General features: G+C 66.0%; 20 protein-coding genes. 13 read left to right on the top strand and 7 right to left on the bottom strand.

Going from position 1 to position 19,616, the window contains the following annotated elements; genetic code table 11:
* Positions 1 to 19 precede the first annotated feature (19 nt).
* The 4 genes from AC0GNR_RS08535 to AC0GNR_RS08520 form a co-directional block, all read right to left on the bottom strand.
* On the bottom strand, positions 20 to 376 hold the full coding sequence (locus AC0GNR_RS08535) for a rhodanese-like domain-containing protein (protein WP_472900535.1): 357 nt from the start codon (positions 374 to 376) through the stop codon (positions 20 to 22).
* 97 nt (positions 377 to 473) lie between these two features.
* Positions 474 to 1,274 carry a carbon-nitrogen hydrolase family protein gene (locus tag AC0GNR_RS08530; RefSeq protein ID WP_472900534.1) on the bottom strand — a complete coding sequence of 267 codons (801 nt, stop codon included), beginning with the start codon at positions 1,272 to 1,274 and terminating at the stop codon, positions 474 to 476.
* Positions 1,275 to 1,298: 24 nt separating this feature from the next.
* Positions 1,299 to 2,966, bottom strand: coding sequence for a flavin monoamine oxidase family protein (locus AC0GNR_RS08525; protein ID WP_472900533.1), 1,668 nt, complete (start codon positions 2,964 to 2,966; stop codon positions 1,299 to 1,301).
* Between the two features lie 4 nt (positions 2,967 to 2,970).
* Positions 2,971 to 3,612 carry a LysE/ArgO family amino acid transporter gene (locus AC0GNR_RS08520; protein ID WP_472900532.1) on the bottom strand — a complete coding sequence of 214 codons (642 nt, stop codon included), beginning with the start codon at positions 3,610 to 3,612 and terminating at the stop codon, positions 2,971 to 2,973.
* Positions 3,613 to 3,742: 130 nt separating this feature from the next.
* Here AC0GNR_RS08520 and AC0GNR_RS08515 point away from each other — a divergent pair, with 130 nt between their 5' ends.
* The 11 genes from AC0GNR_RS08515 (at position 3,743) to AC0GNR_RS08465 (ending at position 14,924) form a co-directional block, all read left to right on the top strand.
* Positions 3,743 to 4,642, top strand: a complete 900-nt coding sequence (locus tag AC0GNR_RS08515; protein WP_472900531.1) for an HTH-type transcriptional regulator ArgP — start codon at positions 3,743 to 3,745, stop codon at positions 4,640 to 4,642.
* A gap of 42 nt (positions 4,643 to 4,684) precedes the next feature.
* Complete coding sequence (gene argS / locus AC0GNR_RS08510) at positions 4,685 to 6,370, top strand: arginine--tRNA ligase (RefSeq protein WP_472900530.1); 1,686 nt, start codon at positions 4,685 to 4,687, stop codon at positions 6,368 to 6,370.
* A 14-nt stretch (positions 6,371 to 6,384) separates the two neighbouring features.
* The gene (locus AC0GNR_RS08505) at positions 6,385 to 7,080 is read left to right on the top strand and encodes an SPOR domain-containing protein (protein ID WP_472900529.1); all 696 of its coding nucleotides are present in this window, start codon (positions 6,385 to 6,387) and stop codon (positions 7,078 to 7,080) included.
* An 81-nt stretch (positions 7,081 to 7,161) separates the two neighbouring features.
* Complete coding sequence (locus tag AC0GNR_RS08500; RefSeq protein ID WP_472900528.1) at positions 7,162 to 7,815, top strand: thiol:disulfide interchange protein DsbA/DsbL; 654 nt, start codon at positions 7,162 to 7,164, stop codon at positions 7,813 to 7,815.
* 187 nt (positions 7,816 to 8,002) lie between these two features.
* On the top strand, positions 8,003 to 8,629 hold the full coding sequence (gene lptA, locus AC0GNR_RS08495; protein ID WP_472900629.1) for a lipopolysaccharide transport periplasmic protein LptA: 627 nt from the start codon (positions 8,003 to 8,005) through the stop codon (positions 8,627 to 8,629).
* A gap of 17 nt (positions 8,630 to 8,646) precedes the next feature.
* Positions 8,647 to 9,417 (top strand): LPS export ABC transporter ATP-binding protein, encoded by a 771-nt coding sequence (lptB, locus tag AC0GNR_RS08490; RefSeq protein WP_472900527.1) that lies wholly within the window; start codon positions 8,647 to 8,649, stop codon positions 9,415 to 9,417.
* Positions 9,418 to 9,634: 217 nt separating this feature from the next.
* On the top strand, positions 9,635 to 11,311 hold the full coding sequence (gene rpoN / locus AC0GNR_RS08485) for an RNA polymerase factor sigma-54 (RefSeq protein ID WP_472900526.1): 1,677 nt from the start codon (positions 9,635 to 9,637) through the stop codon (positions 11,309 to 11,311).
* Between the two features lie 131 nt (positions 11,312 to 11,442).
* Entirely contained in the window at positions 11,443 to 12,801 is a 1,359-nt protein-coding gene (locus tag AC0GNR_RS08480; protein WP_472900525.1) for a THUMP domain-containing class I SAM-dependent RNA methyltransferase, read from the top strand.
* A gap of 12 nt (positions 12,802 to 12,813) precedes the next feature.
* The gene (locus tag AC0GNR_RS08475; RefSeq protein WP_472900524.1) at positions 12,814 to 13,320 is read left to right on the top strand and encodes a putative toxin-antitoxin system toxin component, PIN family; all 507 of its coding nucleotides are present in this window, start codon (positions 12,814 to 12,816) and stop codon (positions 13,318 to 13,320) included.
* Entirely contained in the window at positions 13,304 to 14,458 is a 1,155-nt protein-coding gene (locus AC0GNR_RS08470; RefSeq protein ID WP_472900523.1) for a toxin-antitoxin system YwqK family antitoxin, read from the top strand. The genes AC0GNR_RS08475 and AC0GNR_RS08470 overlap by 17 nt, the downstream gene beginning before the upstream one ends.
* A 73-nt stretch (positions 14,459 to 14,531) precedes the next feature.
* Positions 14,532 to 14,924, top strand: a complete 393-nt coding sequence (locus AC0GNR_RS08465; protein ID WP_472900522.1) for a glutaredoxin family protein — start codon at positions 14,532 to 14,534, stop codon at positions 14,922 to 14,924.
* Between the two features lie 35 nt (positions 14,925 to 14,959).
* On the opposite strand, the gene AC0GNR_RS08460 is transcribed toward AC0GNR_RS08465, so the two are convergent.
* Positions 14,960 to 15,211 carry a hypothetical protein gene (locus tag AC0GNR_RS08460; RefSeq protein WP_472900521.1) on the bottom strand — a complete coding sequence of 84 codons (252 nt, stop codon included), beginning with the start codon at positions 15,209 to 15,211 and terminating at the stop codon, positions 14,960 to 14,962.
* Between the two features lie 45 nt (positions 15,212 to 15,256).
* On the bottom strand, positions 15,257 to 16,876 hold the full coding sequence (locus AC0GNR_RS08455) for an FMN-binding glutamate synthase family protein (RefSeq protein WP_472900520.1): 1,620 nt from the start codon (positions 16,874 to 16,876) through the stop codon (positions 15,257 to 15,259).
* A gap of 71 nt (positions 16,877 to 16,947) precedes the next feature.
* Here AC0GNR_RS08455 and AC0GNR_RS08450 point away from each other — a divergent pair, with 71 nt between their 5' ends.
* Positions 16,948 to 17,763 (top strand): UPF0149 family protein, encoded by an 816-nt coding sequence (locus AC0GNR_RS08450; protein WP_472900519.1) that lies wholly within the window; start codon positions 16,948 to 16,950, stop codon positions 17,761 to 17,763.
* A 126-nt stretch (positions 17,764 to 17,889) separates the two neighbouring features.
* Here the strand turns inward: AC0GNR_RS08450 and AC0GNR_RS08445 are convergent, their stop codons facing one another.
* Positions 17,890 to 18,192 (bottom strand): hypothetical protein, encoded by a 303-nt coding sequence (locus AC0GNR_RS08445; RefSeq protein WP_472900518.1) that lies wholly within the window; start codon positions 18,190 to 18,192, stop codon positions 17,890 to 17,892.
* Between the two features lie 313 nt (positions 18,193 to 18,505).
* Between AC0GNR_RS08445 and AC0GNR_RS08440 the strand changes: the two genes are divergently transcribed.
* Positions 18,506 to 19,468, top strand: a complete 963-nt coding sequence (locus tag AC0GNR_RS08440) for an IS5 family transposase (RefSeq protein ID WP_472900628.1) — start codon at positions 18,506 to 18,508, stop codon at positions 19,466 to 19,468.
* Positions 19,469 to 19,616 lie beyond the last annotated feature (148 nt).

Here is a 19,616-nt window from a genome sequence, read left to right as displayed (position 1 = left end):
TGTCGGCGCGGCAAGCCGATCAGGTCTGCAACTTCGTCCAGCTGCCGATGTTGTACACGTTGCGGTAGCCGTTTTTCTTCAGCATCAGCTTGGCCATGCCGCTGCGTGTGCCGCTGGCGCAGCACAACACCACGGGGGCCGACTGGGGGATTTCGCCGAGGCGCTGGCCCAGCTCGCCCAGGGGAATGTTCACCGTTCCGGGTGCGCTGGCTGTGGCAAATTCGCTGGCCGAACGCACATCCACCCACACGGCGCCTTGCGCTTTGAGCGCTGGCAGCAGCGCCACCACGCGGCGTGCGTTCCACCACTTGTAGCCAAACCACAGCGCCAAGGCCAGGAGGGGCCAGTAGTTCGCCAAAAAGCCTTGAATGTCCATGCTGTTCCTTAGTGGGGGGAGTATCGAGAAATGACGATTCTCGCAGCAAAGACCGATCGGCATCGGGCGGTGAACAACGCGCGGTCTTCAGCGCGTTTCAGTCCACCAGCGGCCCATACAAGTCGGTGCGCCGGTCGTTCAGATAGCTGTTTTGCCGCGCTGGTTGCAGCGCTGCGTAGTCCAGCGTGGCCAGCCACAGGTCGGGGTCGCGGTCAGCGCGGGCCAGGGCCGCGCCGTGCGGGCCGGCCACGGTGCTGAGCCCGCCGTAATGCGTGTGGCCCTCGCTGCCGCAGGCGTTGGCATAGGCCACAAACACCCGGTTTTCGCAGGCGCGGGCCGGCACCAGCAGGTTTTGCACTTCGTCAAAACCCGTCATGTTGGCTGTGGGCACCAGCACCGCATCCACCCCCTGCAGCGCGAGCCCGCGCACGGCTTCGGGGAACTCCACGTCGTAGCAGATCAGCAGGCCCAGGCACCAGCCGCGCCAGTTGAACACCTGCGATGCGGTGGCGCCCGCGCTGAATTGCGCACGGTCCAGGTCGCCAAACAAATGGGTCTTGCGGTAATTGGCGAGCCGGGTGCCGTCGGGGGCGATGGCCTGCGCCGCGTTGAAGGGTTTGGCCGCCGGGTTGTGTTCGGGGTAGCCGTAAACGATGGCGATGCCGTGGCGTTGCGCGATGTCGGCCACGGCTTTCGCCAGCGGACCGTCGGCCGGTTCGGCCAGCGCTGCCACACGGTCGGCTCCGATGGCGTAGCCGGTGCAAAACATCTCCGGCGTGATCAGCAACCCAGCCCCCTGTGCACGGGCTTGTGCGCAAGCTGCGTCCAGGCGCGGCAATGCCTCGGCGGCGTTGGCCGGGTGCGGGGTCTGCCAGAGGGCCAGGGCAAGGTCTTGCATGCTGCGATCTTGTGCCCAAAAACTTCAGTCGGGCAACACCACCGGACCGATGGCTGGGAACAGCTCACCCGGCCCCGGGTTGTCGGTCGGGCACTGGCCGCCCAGCTGGTGCACGATGCCCCACACCGCGTTCAGCGAGGTTTGTACCGCGCCTTCCACCCAGGCGGGTGTGAACGACACGTCGTCGCCGGCCAGGAAAATGCCGCGCTCGGCGGGCGGCAGGTTTTCCTGCATGAAGTGACCGTACATGCGCTGGTTGTAGCGGTAGTGGCCGGGCAGGGCGCCTTTGAAGGCGCCCAGAAAATACGGGTCGGCTTCCCACGAAATCGTGATCGGGTCGCCCACGATGTGGCTGGCAATGTCCACGGTCGGGTAGATTTTTTTCAGCGCGTCCAGCGCCAACTGCACGCGCTTGTACGGCGGGTGCGGCAGCATCTTCAGCGCGTCGCTCATCCAGGCGTAGCTCAGGCAGATCACGGCGGGTTTGTCGGGCCCGTTGTCAAACAGATAGGTGCCGCGCGTGAGCCGGTCGGTGAGCGTCATGCTCATGGTTTCGCGGCCGGTGGCGGGGTCCAGGTCTTTCCAGAACGGGCGGTCCACCATCACAAAGGTTTTGCTCGACTGCATGTAGCGCGTGCGGTCCAGCGCCATCCACAGCTTCTGCGAGAAGAGCGATTCTTCGACCGCGATCTGCGTCGTCAGCAGCCAGCTCTGGCAGGTCACCAGCACGGCCGGGTATTCGCGCGCGGTGCCCCAGGTGTCGGTCACGGCGATTTGGCCGCTGGGCGCGCGGGCGATGGCCGTCACGCCCGGGCGCGTGGCGCCGCCGTGCAGGCTGGCGAGGCTGGTGCCCTGCGGCCAGTGCGTGATGTGCTCGGGCGCGTGGGCCCACAGGCCCAGCGGCACCTGCTGCACGCCGCCGGTGATGAGGTGCTGGTCTTCGTCGCAGCCGGTGAGCACCACGCGCAAGATTTCCAGCATGGTGTTGGGAAAGTCCGAGTCCCAGCCGCCGGTGCCAAAACCCACCTGGCCAAACACCTCGCGGTGGCGAAACGAAAGGGCCGAGAACGCTTCCGATTGCGCGATGAAGTCGTAAAACGTGCGGTCGTCCCACAGCGGCACCAGCCGGTCCCACAGGGCTTTCAGGCACGGTACATCGCGCTCGCGCAGCGCCCGCTGCAGATCGCCAAAGCCGAGCTCGGCCAGCGCGGCGCTCCAGGCCTCGGCTACCTCGTTAAACAGCGGCGGCAAATCGGCCAGCGAGCGGGCGTATTGCGTCTGGCCCTCCAGATCCACCACCGTGCTGCCGGCGGCGGTCGTGAGCGGGTTGGGGAATGGCTGGGTGGGCAGGCCGAGCAAATGCACGTAGTGGTAGAAGGCCGTGCCCGAGGCCGGAAAGCGCATGCCGCCCAGCTCAGCGATGACACCTTGCCCACCTTCAAACGGCTGCGAGCGCAGCCGCCCGCCCATGCGCGAGGCCTCATACACGACGGGCTTCAGGCCGAGTTTCATCAGCTCGTAGGCCGCCACCAGGCCGGCAATGCCTGCGCCCACAATGGCCACTTCGGTGCCGTGCGCGATGGCGGGCAGGGTGGCCAGGCCCTGAGGGTGCTTCAGCCAGTCGTCAAAGGCAAACGGGAAGTCCGGGCCGAAAACGGTGACCGGGGCGGTGCTGGGGCGGGTGGTGGTCATGGGATCACACCAATGAAGATAGGAGCCAAGCGGCGGTGCCCCACATCATGAGGGCCACGGCGCCGTCCAGCACGCGCCAGATGTGCAGCGAATTGAGCCGGCGACCCAGCCAGAACGCCGCCGTGCCCAGCACCACAAACCACACCAGCGAACCCGTGGCCGCGCCCAGGCCAAACGAGGTGCTGCCTTGCCCGTAGGCCAGCGAGGCGGTGCCGATCAGCACGGCGGTGTCGAGCCAGGCGTGCGGGTTGAGCCAGGAAAAAGCGAGCGCTGACAGGATGGCCTGGCGCTGGGTTACCGGCGCTGCGGCCAGTTGGGGTTTGCCGGTGTCGTCGTTCATCAGCGCCAGCGCCTGCGGCTTCAGAAAACGCTGAAACGCCTGCCAGCCGTACACGCCGAGAAACAGCACACCCGCGCCAATGAGCGCGCCCAGCAGCTTGTCGCTCAGGCCGCCCAGCTGCGCCAGGCCGAACACGCCCAGACCAATCAGCACCACGTCGGCCAGGGCACACACCGCCACCGTGAGCCACAGGTGCTGGCGCTGCAGGCCCATGCGCAGCACATGCGCGTTTTGCGGGCCAATCGCCATGATCAGCGAGATGCTGAGCACCATGCCGGCGGTGAAGGTGGGGAAGGTCAGGACCATGGAAATCTCCGGGAGCGGGGCTGTTGGGGGTCGAGTCGGGCTCGAATGACCGGCAGTGTGTTCCAGATTCCACTTAATTTAAATCTAGGTAAATTAAACTCTTATCACTCAATAAATATTTAACCAAAATATGCTGGATGCCCGCCAACTCGAAGCCCTGGCCGCCGTGGTGGAACACCGTGGCTTTGGCCCGGCCGCGCAGGCCTTGTCGCTCACGCTGGCGGCGGTGTCGCTGCGCATCAAGGCGCTGGAAGACGCCCTGGGCCAGCGCCTGCTGGTGCGCGGCAAGCAGGTGCGCGCCACCCCAGCCGGGCAGGCGCTGCTGGCCCATGTGAAGCAGGTGCGCCTGATGGAGGCCGACCTGCTGGGTGGCCTGCAGGGCAGCGAGGCGCGTGGCGGCGTGCGCTGGCAGAGCCTGAGCGTGGCGATCAACGCCGATTCGGTGGCCAGCTGGTTTTTGCCCGGCGTGGCTCCGGTGCTGCAGCGCCACCGCTTGTTGCTGGAAATCTTGATTGACGACCAGGACCACACGCACGATGCGCTGAAAAGCGGCGACGTGATTGGCTGCGTGACCACGCTGGCCGAGCCCATGCGCGGCTGCGTGGCCGAGCCGCTGGGCGTCATGCGCTACCGCTGCGTGGCTGCACCCGCCGTGGCCCAGCGCTGCCGCACGCCCGCTGGCGCGGTGTCGCCGCATAAGCTGCTGTCGCACCCGGCCATCATCTTCAACCGCAAAGACGCGCTGCAAGACGCTTTTTTGGCACAGCACTTTGGCTTGAAACAGCCCAATTACCCGCGCCACTTTGCCCCGGCGGTGGAGGCGTTTGAAACCGCCATTGAACTCGGCCTGGGCTGGGGCATGGTGCCCGAACAGCACCTGGCCAGCCGCCCCAGCCTGCAAGAGGTGCTGCCCGGCGCCACGGTGGACGTGGCGCTGTACTGGCAGCACTGGGCCCGCGAGGCCCCGTCGGCGCAGCGCCTGACGCAAGCGGTGAAGGCCGCCGCCGCCCAGCACCTGCGAGTGGATTGACCGTTCTGTGGCTGTCGCACGGCCGCGCCCTAAAATCGCCGCATGCTCAAGATCAAACAAGAACTGCTCACCGGCCTGGCCATCGAGCTGGAAAAACTGTCCCCCGGCGCGGGTGCCCGCGCCGCGTTCGAGTCGCCCAAGGTGGCCGCGCATGGCGACTTTGCCTGCACCGCCGCCATGCAACTGGCCAAGCCGCTCAAGCTGAACCCGCGCCAGCTGGGCGAAACCCTGCGCGCAGCGCTGCTGGTGTTGCCCGCCTACGAACGCTGGGTGGCCGACATCGACATCGCCGGCCCCGGCTTCCTGAACATCCGCCTGAAGCCTGAGGCCAAGCAGCAGATCGTGCATGAGGTGCTGCAGGCCGGCGAGCGCTTTGGCATGGCCCCACCCAACGGCCAGCGCCTGATGGTGGAGTTTGTGTCCGCCAATCCCACTGGCCCGCTGCACGTGGGCCACGGCCGCCAGGCTGCGCTGGGCGACGCCATTTGCAGCCTGTTTGAAACCCAGGGCTGGGACGTCTACCGCGAGTTTTATTACAACGACGCCGGCGTGCAGATTGGCACCCTGGCCAACAGCACCCAGCTGCGGGCCAAAGGCTTCAAGCCGGGCGACCCCGAGTGGCCCGAAGCCGCCTACAACGGCGACTACATCCAGGACATTGCCAACGATTACCTGGCCAAGAAGACGGTGCATTCCGACGACCGCGCATTCACCGCCAGCGGCGACGTGGACGCGCTCGACGACATCCGGCTGTTTGCTGTGGCCTACCTGCGCCACGAGCAGGACCTGGACCTGCAGGCCTTTGCGGTGAAGTTCGACAACTACTACCTGGAGTCCAGCCTGTACACCAGCGGCAAGGTGGACGCAGCCGTGCAAAAACTGCGCGACGCCGGCAAGACCTACGAGCACGACGGCGCGCTGTGGCTCAAGTCCACCGACTACGGCGACGACAAAGACCGTGTCATGCGCAAAGGCGACGGCAGCTACACCTACTTCGTGCCCGACGTGGCCTACCACATCAGCAAGTGGGAGCGCGGTTTCACCAAGGTGATCAACATCCAGGGCACCGACCACCACGGCACCATCGCCCGCGTGCGCGCCGGCCTGCAGGCGGCCAACGTGGGCATTCCCCAGGGCTACCCCGACTACGTGCTGCACACCATGGTGCGCGTGGTCAAAGGCGGTGAAGAGGTGAAGATCAGCAAGCGCGCCGGCAGCTACGTGACGCTGCGCGACCTGATCGAATGGACCAGCAAAGACGCCGTGCGCTTCTTCCTGCTCAGCCGCAAGCCCGACACCGAATACACGTTTGACGTGGACCTGGCGGTGCAGAAGAACAACGACAACCCGGTGTATTACGTGCAATACGCCCATGCGCGCATTTGTTCGGTGCTGGCGGCCTGGCAAGACAAGGACGGCGGCGACCCCGCCACGCTGAAAGACGTGAACCTGGCCGCCCTGCATAGCCCCCCCGCGCAGGCGCTCATGTTGCAGCTGGCCAAATACCCGGCCATGCTGGCGTCGGCCGCGCAGGACTTTGCGCCGCACGACGTCACGTTTTACCTGCGTGAGCTGGCCGCCTGCTACCACAGCTACTACGACGCCGAACGCATTTTGGTGGACGACGAAGCGGTGAAGCTGGCCCGCCTGGCGCTGGTGAAAGCCACCGCACAGGTGTTGCACAATGGGCTGGCGGTGCTGGGCGTGAGCGCCCCGCAAAAAATGTGAGCCTGGAATCCTTTATGAAACAACTCTCTTTGCCGGCCCGGCAGCAGCGCGGCGGCACCCTGGTGGGCTTTGTGGTGGGCCTGCTGGTGGGCCTGGGCGCGGCCCTGTCGGTGGCCATTTATGTGACCCGCGTGCCCGTCCCCTTTGTGGACCGTGGCGTGTCGCGCAAGCCCGCGCAGGACGTGGAAGAAGCCGAGCGCAACAGGGGCTGGAACCCGAACGCCGCGCTGGGCAGCAAGGATGCGTCGGCGGTGCCGCCGGTGCCCGCCAGCCCGGAGGGTGGCGCCATCGTGGTGCCGCCGGCCGATGGGCAGGCGCTGCCTGCGCCGGTGGCTCAGCCGGCCGCTCAAGCTCCGGTTCCGGCGAAGCCGGCACCCGCCGGCGATCCGCTGGGTGATCTGGTGCAGTCCCGCCTGGGGCAGCCCACGCCTGCACCGGCCACGACGGCTGCAGCCGCCGCACCCGGTGCCGATCCCTTTGCCTATTTTGTGCAGGCGGGCGCCTTCCGCACGTCCGACGACGCCGAGGCCCAGCGCGCCAAGCTGGCCATGCTCGGCATTGATGCCCAGGTGACCGAACGCGAGCAGTCTGGGCGCACCGTGTTCCGTGTTCGGGTCGGTCCGTTCAACCAGAAATCCCTGGCTGACGTGACGCGCGAGCAACTCGAAGTCAACGGCGTGGAAGCCGCTCTGGTGCGCGTTCAGCGTTGAAATCCGCCCAAGTGCGGTGCGGGCGCGGGAACTTTTCCCCAGTCCGCAGCCCCCAAATGACCCAACCAGGAGTTTGAATCCATGCAACGTCGCGAATTTTCCCGTTCCCTGCTGGCGGCCGGCGCCACCACCGCCCTGGGTGCCACGGCAGCCCTGACCCTTGTCCCCGCGCACGCCCAGCTCACGAGTCTGAAAGAAGGCGCTGATTTTGTCCGCCTGGGGCGCCCGGCCCCGGTCGACAGCCCGGCAGACAAGATTGAGGTGGTCGAGTTTTTTGCCTACACCTGCATCCATTGCTACAACTTTGAGCCCTTGCTCAACGACTGGATGAAGAAGACCCCCGCCCATGTGGTGGTGCGCCGCACGCCGGTGGCTTTCAACGACGCCTTTGTGCCCCTGCAGCGCCTGTACTACGCGCTGGAGGCCATGGGCCAGGTTGATGCGCTGCATGAAAAAGTGTTCCGCGCCATCCATGTGGACAAGCAGCGCCTGAACACGGCGGAAGCCATCACCGCCTGGGTGACCGCGCAAGGGGTGGATCGCGAGAAATTCACCGGTTTCTTCAATTCGTTTGCAGTGGCGGGCAAGGCGAAGCGCGCCACCCAGTTGCAGGACGCCTACCAGGTGGAAGGCACCCCATCACTGGGTGTGGGGGGCCGCTATTACGTCACGGGCCAAGGTCCGCGAACGCTGGTGGTGGCCAACGCGCTGATCGCCGACTTGCGAAAAGCCTGAGCCTGGCCGGACACTTGCCGCACACAAAGCCCGCTGCCCGCGGGCTTTGTGCGTTTTCGGGTGGGCGACGGGTCTGCCCCGCCGTGCGATGCCGTGCAGGCTCGGGCCGGCAAAGTCTCTCGTCCGCCAGCCGCAAACGCCGGCTCGCGCCGCTACAATGAATGCAAGTTTCGTGCCCTACATTGCCATGCCCACCTTCCACCTGTTTCGCTCCTCTCGACCGCTGGCCGCTGCGCTGGTGATCGGTCTGTTGTGTGTGGGTGCCGCCCATGCCGAACGGGCCGACCGCAACAAGCCCATGAACGCCGAGGCCGACGCGCTGCGTTACGACGACGCCAACCAGACCAGCGTGTTCACCGGCAATGTGGTGATCACCAAAGGCACCATCATCATCCGGGGGGGGCGTGTGGAGGTGCGTCAGGATGCCCAGGGCAACCAGTTTGGAACCGTGACCGGCAGCCCGGCTTTTTTCCGCCAGAAACGCGACGTGGCCAACGAGTTCATCGAGGGCGAGGCCCTGCGCATTGAATACGACAGCAAGTCCGAGACGGTGCGCTTTGTCGGCAGCGCCGTGCTGCGGCGTTACAAAGGTGCGCAGGTCAACGACGAAACATCCGGCAGCGTGATCACCTACAACAGCAGCAACGACATGTTTTCGGTGGACGGTGGGGTCGCCAACCGCACGCCAGGCAATCCGTCGGGGCGCGTGAGGGCCATGCTCACGCCCGTGCCCAAGGAAGACGCGCCGACGGCCCCCGCAGCCTCGCCCGTGCCGCTGCGTCCCAGCGGGCAGGTTGGCGAGGGCACGCGGTGACGGCGCCCGCCACGGCAATGGCGGCCCAACCCGACTCCCTCCTCTCCACCAGCCGCCTGGAAGTGCGCGGGCTGAAGAAGGCTTACGGCAGCCGCCTCGTGGTCAAGGACGTGTCGCTGGCCGTCGACAAGGGGGAGGTGGTGGGTTTGCTCGGCCCCAACGGAGCCGGCAAAACCACCTCGTTTTACATGATCGTGGGCCTGCTGCGCTCCGACGCGGGCCAGATTCTGCTGGATGGCCAGTCCATCGAGCGCCAGCCCATTCACCGGCGCGCCCGCCTGGGCCTGGGCTACCTGCCGCAAGAAGCGTCCATCTTTCGCAAGCTCTCGGTGGCCGACAACGTGCGCGCCGTGCTGGAACTGCAGCTGGACGACGCGGGAAAACCGCTCAAGCCCGCCGCCATTGAAGAGCGGCTGGATGCCTTGCTCAAAGACCTGCACGTGGACCACCTGCGCGATTCGCCCGCGCCCGCGCTCTCGGGCGGCGAGCGGCGCCGTGTAGAGATTGCCCGCGCCCTGGCGACCAACCCGCGTTTCATCTTGCTCGACGAGCCCTTTGCCGGCATCGACCCGATCGCCGTGATCGAGATCCAGCGCATCATCGGGTTCCTGAAATCGCGCGGCATCGGGGTGCTGATCACCGACCACAACGTGCGCGAAACCCTGGGCATTTGCGACCGTGCCTACATCATCAACGAGGGGCACGTGCTCACCAGCGGCACGCCCGCCGAGATCGTTGAAAACGCCGATGTGCGCCGGGTGTACCTCGGCGAACATTTCCGGATGTGATGAAACAAGCCCCCACGCTCCTCCGCTGCGCGGGTCGCTGCCCCCCAAGGGGGCTGGGCCTGCCTTGGGGCGGCCCGGCGGCTGACCCGGCCACTTCGCCCACGCCACGGTGGGCGAGTGAGGCGCCGCTATTCAGGGCACCCGCGGATCCGGCTTTGCCGGTCCCAGGGTGCGCCCCCCTGGGGGGGACGCGCGCAGCGCGGCGGGGGGGCGGCCTGTGAAACAAGGCCTGTCCCTCCGCGTCTCGCAGCACCTGGCGCTCACGCCGCAGTTGCAGCAGTCCATCCGTTTGCTGCAACTGTCCACCTTGGAAATGGCGCAGGAAGTCGAGCAGATGCTGGACGAAAACCCGTTTCTGGAGCGCACCGACGAGATCGCCGACCGCGAAGCGTTTGGCCTGGAGCAGACCGACGCACCGGTGAGCGCGGGTGAGCAGATCACCGACGCCACACAGGCTGGGGCCGAGGCGGTGGCGTCCGCGCCCGAATACGACGGCCTGGTGTCTGAGCGCGTGTCCTCCAGCGACAGCACCACCGACAGCGCGCAAAGCGATGAGCTGGAAGGCCGCCTGGACGGTGCCACCCCGGTGGAAGAAAGCTGGGAAGGCGACGGCACCGTGGAAATGGCGCCCGACGACAGCGAGTGGGGTGGTGACGCACCGCCCCGCAACAGCGGCTCGGGCGACGACGACGAAACCGCCACTGCGGCCGACCTGGCGCGCGTGCCCGTCAGCCTGCAAGACCACCTGCACGACCAGGCGCGCTGCCTGCGCCTGAGCGACGAAGACCGCGCCGCGCTCTATTTCCTGATCGAGTCGCTCAACGACGACGGTTACCTGGAAGACACGCTGGCCGACCTGGCCACCGCCTGGCTCAGCCTGTCCAACCCCGGTGTGCTGACGGCCGACCCGGAAACCGGGGAAGACCCGGAACAGCTGGAGGCCCGCGAAGCCCTCGAACAGCGCCTCACCATGGCCCTGCATTTGCTGCAGCACATGGAGCCGGCTGGCGTGGGCGCCCGCGACCTGGGCGAATGCCTGCGCCTGCAGATCGAGGAAATGCGCAACAGCCCTGAGGCCCGCGCTGCCCTGGCCATTTGCAAGCAGCCGCTGGAGCTCATGGCCAAGCGCGACGTGAAGCGCTTGTGTGCGTTGTGTGGCATTGACGACGAAACCGCCCGCGCCGCGCTGGGCCTTATCGCGCGGCTGGAGCCCAAGCCCGGCCGCCGTTTTGTCGACGTGGAGCGCAACGTGGTGGTGCCCGATGTGCTCGTGACCCGCGCTGGGCGGGGCTTCAAAGTGCAGCTCAACGCCGAGGTGATGCCGCGCCTGCGCGTGCACGACGTGTACGCCAACGCCATGCGCGGCAACCGCGGTGGGCGCGACGGTGGCGCCAGCGGCGAAGCCGGCCACGCCGCCATGCAGCAGCGCCTGCAAGAAGCGCGCTGGTTCATCAAAAACATCCAGCAGCGCTTTGACACCATCTTGCGTGTGAGCAGCGCCATTGTGGAGCGCCAGCGCAACTTCTTTATGCACGGCGAACTCGCCATGCGCCCGCTGGTGCTGCGCGAAATTGCCGACGAGCTGGGCCTGCACGAATCCACCATCAGCCGCGTGACCACCGCCAAATACATGGCCACGCCGTTTGGCACTTACGAACTCAAGTATTTCTTTGGCTCGTCGCTGGGCACCGAAACCGGTGGCAACGCGTCGAGCACTGCGGTGCGTGCGCTGCTCAAGCAGTTCATTGCGGCCGAAGAACCGGCCAAACCGCTGTCTGACAACCAGCTCTCCGACCTGCTCAAAGAGCAGGGCATCGAATGCGCGCGGCGCACCGTGGCCAAGTACCGCGAGGCGCTGCGCATTGCGCCCGCGAACCTGCGAAAGAGCTTGTAACCCCCCGCGCCGCTTCGCGTCACCGCCACCCCAGCGGCCCGTCCTGAGCTTGTCGAAGGGCGGTTCCGTGGGGCATGCTGGAAGGGGTCAACGCACCAGATGCTCTGTAGCCATTGCCGAAGTAACTTGTTATGAACCAACTCAAACTTTTTCTCCCTTGCGCCGCTGGCGTAGAGGATTACCTGGCCGCAGAGGTGCAGCGCATCACCGGCGAGCCGCTGGCCTTCAAGGCGCGTGGCGGTGTGGGCGTGCAGGCCTCGTGGCGCGACGCCATGCGGCTGAACCTGCACAGCCGACTCTCTCAACGGGTATTGGTGCAGCTCTGGCACGGCGGTTACCGTAGCGAGCAAGACCTGTACAACGCGGCCGGCGAGATTGCCTGGGAAATCTGGTTCAGCCCGGCGCAGACCATCAAGGTCGAGATCACCGCGCAGCACAGTCCGCTGACCTCGCTCAATTTCGCCGCCTTGAAGATCAAAGACGCGATCTGCGACCGCTTTCGCGCCAAGCGCGGCGAACGCCCCAGCGTGGACACCACCTGGCCCGACGTGCGCATCTACGCCCACCTCACCACCGAAGAGCTCACGCTTTACATCGACACCTCGGGCGAGCCGCTGTTCAAGCGCGGCTGGCGCGAAGACAAGGGCGACGCCCCGCTGAAAGAAACCCTGGCCGCCGCCATGATCGCCGCCACTGGCTGGAACGGCGGCGAGGCCGAGTCGCTGGACGCCATCACCCCGCTGTACGACCCTTGCTGTGGCAGCGGCACCGTGGTGATTGAGGCCGCTCAAATCGCGCTCAACATCGCGCCGGGCCTGCTGCGCCGTTTTGCGTTCGAGAAGATGGTGCCCTTTCAGCCCCACGTGTGGACCGCCATCCAGGACGAAGCCGAGCGCGACATCCGCCCCTGGCCCGAAGGCCACCCGCCCATCGTGTTTGGCAGCGACGTGTCGTTCCGCATGGTCGACTTTGCCCAGCGCAACGCCGAGCGCGCGGGCGTGGCCCACGCCATTGAGCTGCGCGGTGGCGACGCGCTGCAGCGCCTGCCCCCCACCGAACGGCCGGGCCTGATGCTGCTCAACCCGCCCTATGGCGAGCGCATTGCGGCCGCCGGTGTGGCGGGCCAAAGCTCTGAAGACCGTGCCAGCGCCCGTGCCCAGCGCATGGAGCCTCGCACCCCGCGCACTTTCACGGTGGGCAAGGCCGCGCCACCCCCGCCCGGCCTGGGGCGCGAGAGTGCGCAAATGGCCGATGGTGGCGACGGCGGCGAGTTCTTTCAGCAACTCGCCGCCCACTGGAAAACCCACTACGCCGGCTGGAGCGCCTGGCTGCTCACGCCCGACCTCAAGCTGCCCGGCAAAATGCGCTTCAAAGAATCGCGCCGCGTCCCCATGTGGAACGGGCCCATTGAGTGCCGCCTGTTCCGCTTTGACCTCACCGCGCGCCGCACCGAACCCAAGCCCGAAGAGGGCCGGCCGCAGCAGGGTTGACGCCCCAAACCCATGTCGCAACACACGTTCCAACCGCTGTCTCTGCTGCTGGTGCTCGACACCAATATCGCGCTGGACCTGTTTGTGTTTGGCGACCCCGCCACGGCAGCGCTGCGCGCCGCCATTGACGGCGATGCCCACGGCTGGCTGGCCACCGAGGCCATGCGCGAAGAGCTGGCTCGCGTGCTGGCCTACCCGCAAATCGTGAAGCGCCTGAGCGGCCACGGCCAGTCCGCAGCCGCCGTGCTGGACGCGTTTGACCAACGCGTCTGCATCGTGCCCACCGCGCCCAAAGCGGCCTACACCTGCAAAGACCCGGACGACCAGAAGTTCATTGACCTTGCTGTGGCCCACCGCGCAGCGCTGGTCAGCAAAGACGCGCATGTGCTGTCCATGGCCCGGCGGCTCGCGCGGCTGGGTGTGGTGGTGAGCCGCCAGTGGGTGCCTGCCCTGGCCGGTGTTGCTGGCGGCGTTGTTGTGGCCCACCCATCCCATGTGGCACTTGGCGCAGCCCACTGAACGCTGGCGCGCCGCACTGGCTGCGCTGCTGGGGCTCTTGCTGGCCGGCGCGTCGCATGCCGTACCCCAGTGCGAGCTGGCGGGCGAGCCCGTGAACCCGGCCAACGGCTTCACCACCGCCGGCAAAAGCGGCCTCATGCGCTGCACCGACGCTGACGGCCCCGTACGCCTGCGCGAACAGACGCTTCAAGACGGGCGCTTGGAGGGCCCGGCGCGCTGGGTGTACCGCGATGGGTCGCGCAAAGAACACAGCACCAACGCCCGCGGCAACCGCCACGGCCTGGCCCGCGAATGGGATGCCCGTGGCACGCTGCGCCGTGAAGAAAACCTGGACGACGGCCAGCCCGTGGGCCCGCAAAAAACCTTTGCCGAAGCCGGCCACTTGCAGCGGCTCGACTACGTGGTTGACCGGCGCACAGCCGTCAGCCTCAGCACCCTGGCCGATGGCAGCCTGAGCGAACTGCGCTGCGCCCCGGTGTCGCTGCTGCCGCAAGACCAGGCCGTGTGCGGGCACCGGGGCCGCGCCAGCAACGTCACCCTGTACCGTGTGCCGGGCCAGCCTTCGGGCACCGTGAGCTACCTTGCGGGCGCGCTGCAAAGCCTCACCGTGTTGAACCCGCAAGGCGCGTTGGTGCGCAGTGAAGCGCTGCACCGGGAAGCCGGGCAACCGGTGCGGCGCATCAAGCGCGTGTATTACCCCTCGGGTCAGCTCCGCTCTGAAACCGACCTGCTGGAGCCTGAGCCCACGGCCAAGCCCACCGGGCGCGAAGGTGTGGGCCGCGAGTGGGCCGAGAGCGGCCAGCTCACGCAGGAAACCCGCTGGGCCCAGGGCCTTGAGCGCAGCATTCAGCAGTGGTACTTGAACGGCCAGCCCAAGCTGCGGCAAAACATCGCCCGTGAAGGCAGGGTTGAGCTGCGCACCACCGAAAGCTTTTGGGACAACGGCAAGCCTTCGGCCATGAATGTGGAACGCAACGGCCGTCTCTGGGGCTGGCAACGCTACTTCAACGAGGCCGGCCTGCTGCGGCACGAAGACGAGCACGGCGAGCGTGGCGTGTTGCTGCGCCGCAAGCATTTCAATGCACAAGGCTCACTGGAGCGCGAAGAGCGGTTTCTGGAAGACGGCTCACGCATCTGAAACCACCCGCCAGTGCGCCTGACGCACCCTCTTTTATTTTTTCGCCGCAAGGCTTTGCAACGTTTCCACCTCTATGAAAACCGTCATCCGCGCCTTCTTCAGAACCCTGCGCACCGTGCTGGGCCCGTTCATGCTGCTCAAAGAGCGCCTCACCCAGCCACGTGGCATGGTGCGCGAGCCCTCTGCGCAAACCACGGTCAACCTGCAGTGCAAAAACCTCGCGCTGTACCAGTTCAACACCTGCCCGTTTTGCATCAAAGTGCGGCAAGAAATGCGGCGCCTGTCGCTGCCCATCGAGCAGCGCGACGCCCAGCACGATGCCACCCACCGCGCTGAATTGCAGCAAGGCGGCGGCGCCATCAAGGTGCCGTGCCTGAAGATCACCGACGCCGCAGGCCAGAGCCAGTGGCTCTACGACTCGGCCGCGATCATTGCGTATTTGCGCGGTCGCTTCGCCAAGGTCTGAGGGTTTTGGGCCTGGGCGACCGCTTGCAAGGTCGCTCAGTCGGCCAGCAAACGGACGCTTACCTCGGCCGCATCCAGCCGCTCAAACACCGTGTTGTGTCGGTGCGTGAGCGGCCCACCACCCGGCTCCAACTCGCCCGATGCGGTGTGGCCCACCGCCTTGAACTTCCACGCAGCGCCAATGTGTTTCAGGTTGCCCACGAGCAGGCCTTGCGCGTCGAACACGGCGCACACCGCGTCGTTCACGGGGCGCAACGACAAACCGGGCGGGTGTTGGAGGGGGGTCATGCTGTGGTGCCTTGTGCCTGTGCTCGTGCTGCGGCTGCTGGGCGGTCAACCCAGCGCAAAGTGTGTCGCCTTGGACTGTGCCCAGTAGGTGGTGAACACGGGGTGTTGTCCCTGCAAGTCACCCAACAGGGCGCCGGGCAGGGTCGACGGCAGCAGGTTGGCGAGCAGGCGCACGTCGTTGTCGTTCACGCGGCGCACGATGTGGTGGGCAGTGATTTCACCGGGATGTTGCAGCCCGGCGGCTTGCACCAGTTCTTGCAGGGCGTGCAGGGTCTGCTGGTGAAAGTTGAACACGCGCACGGCTTTGTCGGGCACCACCAGCGCTTGCTGGCGCAACGGGTCTTGCGTTGAAACGCCGGTGGGGCACTGGCCGGTGTGGCAGGTCTGCGCCTGGATGCAGCCCAGCGCAAACATGAAGCCGCGCGCGCTGTTGCACCAGTCGGCGCCGGTGGCCATGGCCCGGGCGATGTCAAAAGCGCTGACGATTTTTCCGGAGGCGCCGATCTTGATGCGGTCGCGCAGGTTCACGCCCACCAGCGTGTTGTGCACCAGGCGCAAGCCTTCTTGCAGCGGCGCGCCCACGTGGTCGGTAAATTCCAGCGGGGCGGAGCCGGTGCCGCCTTCGGCGCCGTCCACCACAATGAAGTCGGGCGTGATACCGGTTTCCAGCATGGCTTTGACCATGGCAAACCATTCCCAGGGGTGGCCAATGCAGAGCTTGAAGCCGGTGGGCTTGCCGCCTGAGAGCTCACGCAGCCGGGCGATGAAGTGCATCAGCTCCGTGGGGTTGGAAAACGCGCTGTGCGCGGCGGGGCTGACGCAATCTTGCCCCGCCGGCACGCCGCGCGCAGCGGCAATTTCGGGCGTGACCTTGGGGCCGGGCAGCACGCCACCGTGGCCCGGCTTGGCGCCCTGGCTGAGCTTGAGCTCGATCATCTTGACCTGGGCGTCCAGCGCGTTGGCCTTGAACTTTTCTTCGTTGAAGTGGCCCGCGTCGTCGCGGCAACCAAAGTAGCCGGAGCCAATTTCCCAGATCAGATCGCCGCCGTTGAGGCGGTGCCAGGCCGATATGGAGCCTTCGCCGGTGTCGTGCGCAAAGCGGCCGCGCTGGGCACCGGCGTTGAGCGCCTGGATGGCGTTGGCCGACAGGGCGCCAAAGCTCATGGCCGAAATGTTGAACACGCTGGCCTCGTAGGGCTGGGTGCAGTGCGGGCCGCCGATGGTGAGGCGAAAGTCGTGCGAGGCCACCTGGCTGGGCGCGAGCGAGTGGTTGAGCCATTCGTGGCCCACGGCCTTCACGTCGCGCTGGGTGCCAAAGGGGCGCTTGTCGGTTTCGCCTTTGGCGCGGGCATAGGCCAGGCTGCGCTGGCTGCGTGAAAACGGCGTGGCTTCGTTGTCGCTTTCCAGAAAATACTGCCGAATCTCGGGCCGTATTTTTTCCAGCATGAAGCGGAAATGTCCGATGACCGGGTAGTTGCGCAGCACCGAGCTTTTGGTTTGGCGCAGGTCTCGCCAGCCCAGCACCGAAAGCCCGCCGAACACCAGCAGCGAGAGCAAGCCCACCCCAAACCCCACCAGCGTGAACAGGCTCAGCAGCGCCGCCAGCACGCACAGGGCAAGGGCCGTGTAGCGCACGGGGTAGAGGGTGTTGAGTCGGTCGAGCATGGTGTCTTTCAGGTGGGCAGCAAGGCTACACTGGCCAGTATCTTAAAACCCGACCCTTTTTTTTGACCGCCATGACGACCGAAGCCCTGAACCTGTCCACCGAGCCGATGGACCACGACGATTTTGATGCGCTGGACGCGATTCTGGACGACCTGCGCACGCGCGGTGAGGACGTGCCGCAATGGGAGTTTTGTGAAGGCGCGATGGCTGCGCTGCTGTGCACACGCCGCCTGATCATGCCGGGCGAGTTTTTCCCGGTGCTGCTGGGCACGGGCGACAGCACGCCCGGTGTGGCCGGCAGCGATGAGGAAGACACCTACTTTGCCGACGAGGCGCAGTTGGCCCAGTTCATGACGCTGTGGACGCGGCGCTGGAACGAAGTGGCCGCGGCGCTGAACAGCGATGTGCAAGCGCTGGACGACGAGCGCAGCTACCACCCCGAGGTGATGGATGTGCGCGGCGCAGTGGCCAGCCTGCCCGAAGAAGCCCGCGCCGAAATTGGCGACCAGGAGTTGCCAGCGTTTGGCCAGGTGTGGGCGCTGGGCTTCATGTTTGTGGTGGAAAACTGGGCCGAAGAATGGGCCGCCCCGCGCGACAAGGAAGCCGCCGCCATGCTCAACGACGCGCTGGACGCGATCGTGGCGTTGACCGAAGACGACACCGACACGCCCACGGTGTGCATGCACAGCGACGACGGCCCACCCAGCGTGAGCGACACCCGCTTGAACGAATTTGGCGCCGCCATCTGGGCGGTGTACGACCTGCGCCAGCTGTGGCAGAGCATGGGCCCGAGGGTGGAGTCGGTGCGCAAAGCCGAAACCCCCGGCCGCAACGACCTGTGCCCCTGCGGCAGCGGCAAAAAATACAAAAAGTGCCACGGGGCGTGACGGGAGCCACCTTGGACGACAAGGTGTGAGGCGGCGCTTCGAACCCGCCTTGCGTACCCAGCGCAAGCCGATGATCCAGCTTGTGTGGGGCGCCTCTGGTGGACGCAGCGCAGGGGCGCAGCGGCGTTAGGTTTTCTGCAGGCTGCGCAAGATGTCGAGCACGCGGGAGCGGCTGCGTTCGAAGTCGGTGTTCAGCAGGGTGCTGGCCTGGCTCATGTGGCCGTTGCGGGTGAGCGCCAGAGCCCGGTCGGCCGTGCCGTGAAATTGCAGGTGTGCCTGCTCCAGCTCGGCAAACAGGGGGTGTTGCCCCAGCGGGCGGTGGCGCGTCTGGGCCAGCCATTGACCGAGGCCGCTGCTCGGGGCGTCGGGCAGCGGTTCGGTGGCTTGGTGCAGGCTGCTGTCTGCGCCCAGGTGGTCGTTGAACACCACGCACCATTCCAGGTGCAAGATGATGGCGCGCTGGATGTCCAGGCGGTCAATGACCAGGCCGGGCGGGTGCGGTGTGGCCTGTGTCGTGGCCAGATCGCCGTGGCCGCTGGATGCCGACGCTTCAGGGCGTTTTTTTTTGAAAGCGCTGAAACAGTTTTAAAAGATTCATTTTTGTCACGCATGCGTATGGCCAACGACAGCCATGCCCCCACCCGTATGGCGGTTGCGAGAGCTTAGGGCAACGCTGATTAAGTACTGCTCGAGCGTGGTGTTTACCTGTACCGTTGCAGTACAGACGAACAGGCAGATGAAGATGAAACAGCAAACCCTTGCCATGGCCGCCGATCAAGCTGAAGGTTTTGAGCCTTACCGCAGGCCGACCAGGCGCGATACCTTCCTGGCCACGATGCAGCAGATCGTGCCCTGGCAGGCGTTGTGCGCGGTGATCGAGCCTCACTACCCCAAGGCCGGCAACGGGCGTCCACCGATCGGGCTCGAGCGTATGCTGCGCATGTACTTCGTGCAGCACTGGTTCAACCTGGCCGATGAGGCCTGCGAGGATGCGCTACTCGACAGCACCGCGCTGCGGCGCTTTGTCGGCATAGACCTCGGGCGCGAGCGCGTGCCCGATGCGACCACGCTGCTGAAGTTTCGCCGCTTGCTGGAGACGCACCAACTGGGCGAGGCCTTGTTTGCCAAAGTGGGAGAGGTGCTGCAGGCGCAGGGCATGAAGGTCGGTACCGGCACCATCGTGGACGCCACCATCATCGGCGCACCGAGCTCGACCAAAAACGCAGACAAGCAACGTGACCCCGAGATGCACCAGACCAAGAAGGGTCAGCAGTGGTATTTCGGGATGAAGATGCACATCGGCGTGGACAGTCGCAGCGGGCTGGCGCACAGCGCCGTGGTGACAGCGGCCAACATGCACGACAAACACCCGCTGCCCGATTTGCTGCACGGCAACGAGCAGCGCGTGTACGGCGACAGCGCCTACGCTAGCCAGAAGACGCTGATCGCTTCCAGGGCGCCCAAGGCCAAAGACTTCACCAACCAGCGCGTGCGCAAGGGCGGTGAAGTCGATGAAGCCGAACGCTCGAAGAACCGCAACAAGTCCAGAATCCGGGCGCGGGTCGAACACGTCTTTGCAGTGGTCAAGCGGCTGTGGGGCTTTGCCAAGGTGCGCTACCGGGGGCTGGCCAAGAACGCCACGCGCTCGTTCGTGGCGCTGGGATTGGCCAACATCTACCTGGCGCGTCAGCGCCTCATGGGATGAGTGCGTCTGCAGCGCACGCCAAACGCGTGCACAAGGTCGAAATGGCCCTGAAACGGTACGAAATCCACTTGATTTGACCTTGCTTCTCGCATGGCGCAATCAGGAGGCAACGGGTCGCTGGATCGACCGCTTGTTCAGCGTTGCCTTA

This window comes from Hydrogenophaga sp. LT287 (assembly GCF_055702805.1).
The sequence above is the reverse complement of the archived record's forward strand: the minus strand, read 5'-3'. Positions and strand labels throughout refer to the sequence as shown.

Coding starts and splice junctions, on each gene's coding strand:
- AC0GNR_RS08535 (WP_472900535.1), bottom strand. CDS start 376: ATGGACATTCAAGGCTTTTTGGCGAACTACTGGCCCCTCCTGGCCTTG.
- AC0GNR_RS08530 (WP_472900534.1), bottom strand. CDS start 1,274: ATGCAAGACCTTGCCCTGGCCCTCTGGCAGACCCCGCACCCGGCCAAC.
- AC0GNR_RS08525 (WP_472900533.1), bottom strand. CDS start 2,966: ATGACCACCACCCGCCCCAGCACCGCCCCGGTCACCGTTTTCGGCCCG.
- AC0GNR_RS08520 (WP_472900532.1), bottom strand. CDS start 3,612: ATGGTCCTGACCTTCCCCACCTTCACCGCCGGCATGGTGCTCAGCATC.
- AC0GNR_RS08515 (WP_472900531.1), top strand. CDS start 3,743: ATGCTGGATGCCCGCCAACTCGAAGCCCTGGCCGCCGTGGTGGAACAC.
- argS (WP_472900530.1), top strand. CDS start 4,685: ATGCTCAAGATCAAACAAGAACTGCTCACCGGCCTGGCCATCGAGCTG.
- AC0GNR_RS08505 (WP_472900529.1), top strand. CDS start 6,385: ATGAAACAACTCTCTTTGCCGGCCCGGCAGCAGCGCGGCGGCACCCTG.
- AC0GNR_RS08500 (WP_472900528.1), top strand. CDS start 7,162: ATGCAACGTCGCGAATTTTCCCGTTCCCTGCTGGCGGCCGGCGCCACC.
- lptA (WP_472900629.1), top strand. CDS start 8,003: ATGCCCACCTTCCACCTGTTTCGCTCCTCTCGACCGCTGGCCGCTGCG.
- lptB (WP_472900527.1), top strand. CDS start 8,647: ATGGCGGCCCAACCCGACTCCCTCCTCTCCACCAGCCGCCTGGAAGTG.
- AC0GNR_RS08480 (WP_472900525.1), top strand. CDS start 11,443: ATGAACCAACTCAAACTTTTTCTCCCTTGCGCCGCTGGCGTAGAGGAT.
- AC0GNR_RS08475 (WP_472900524.1), top strand. CDS start 12,814: ATGTCGCAACACACGTTCCAACCGCTGTCTCTGCTGCTGGTGCTCGAC.
- AC0GNR_RS08465 (WP_472900522.1), top strand. CDS start 14,532: ATGAAAACCGTCATCCGCGCCTTCTTCAGAACCCTGCGCACCGTGCTG.
- AC0GNR_RS08460 (WP_472900521.1), bottom strand. CDS start 15,211: ATGACCCCCCTCCAACACCCGCCCGGTTTGTCGTTGCGCCCCGTGAAC.
- AC0GNR_RS08455 (WP_472900520.1), bottom strand. CDS start 16,876: ATGCTCGACCGACTCAACACCCTCTACCCCGTGCGCTACACGGCCCTT.
- AC0GNR_RS08450 (WP_472900519.1), top strand. CDS start 16,948: ATGACGACCGAAGCCCTGAACCTGTCCACCGAGCCGATGGACCACGAC.
- AC0GNR_RS08440 (WP_472900628.1), top strand. CDS start 18,506: ATGAAACAGCAAACCCTTGCCATGGCCGCCGATCAAGCTGAAGGTTTT.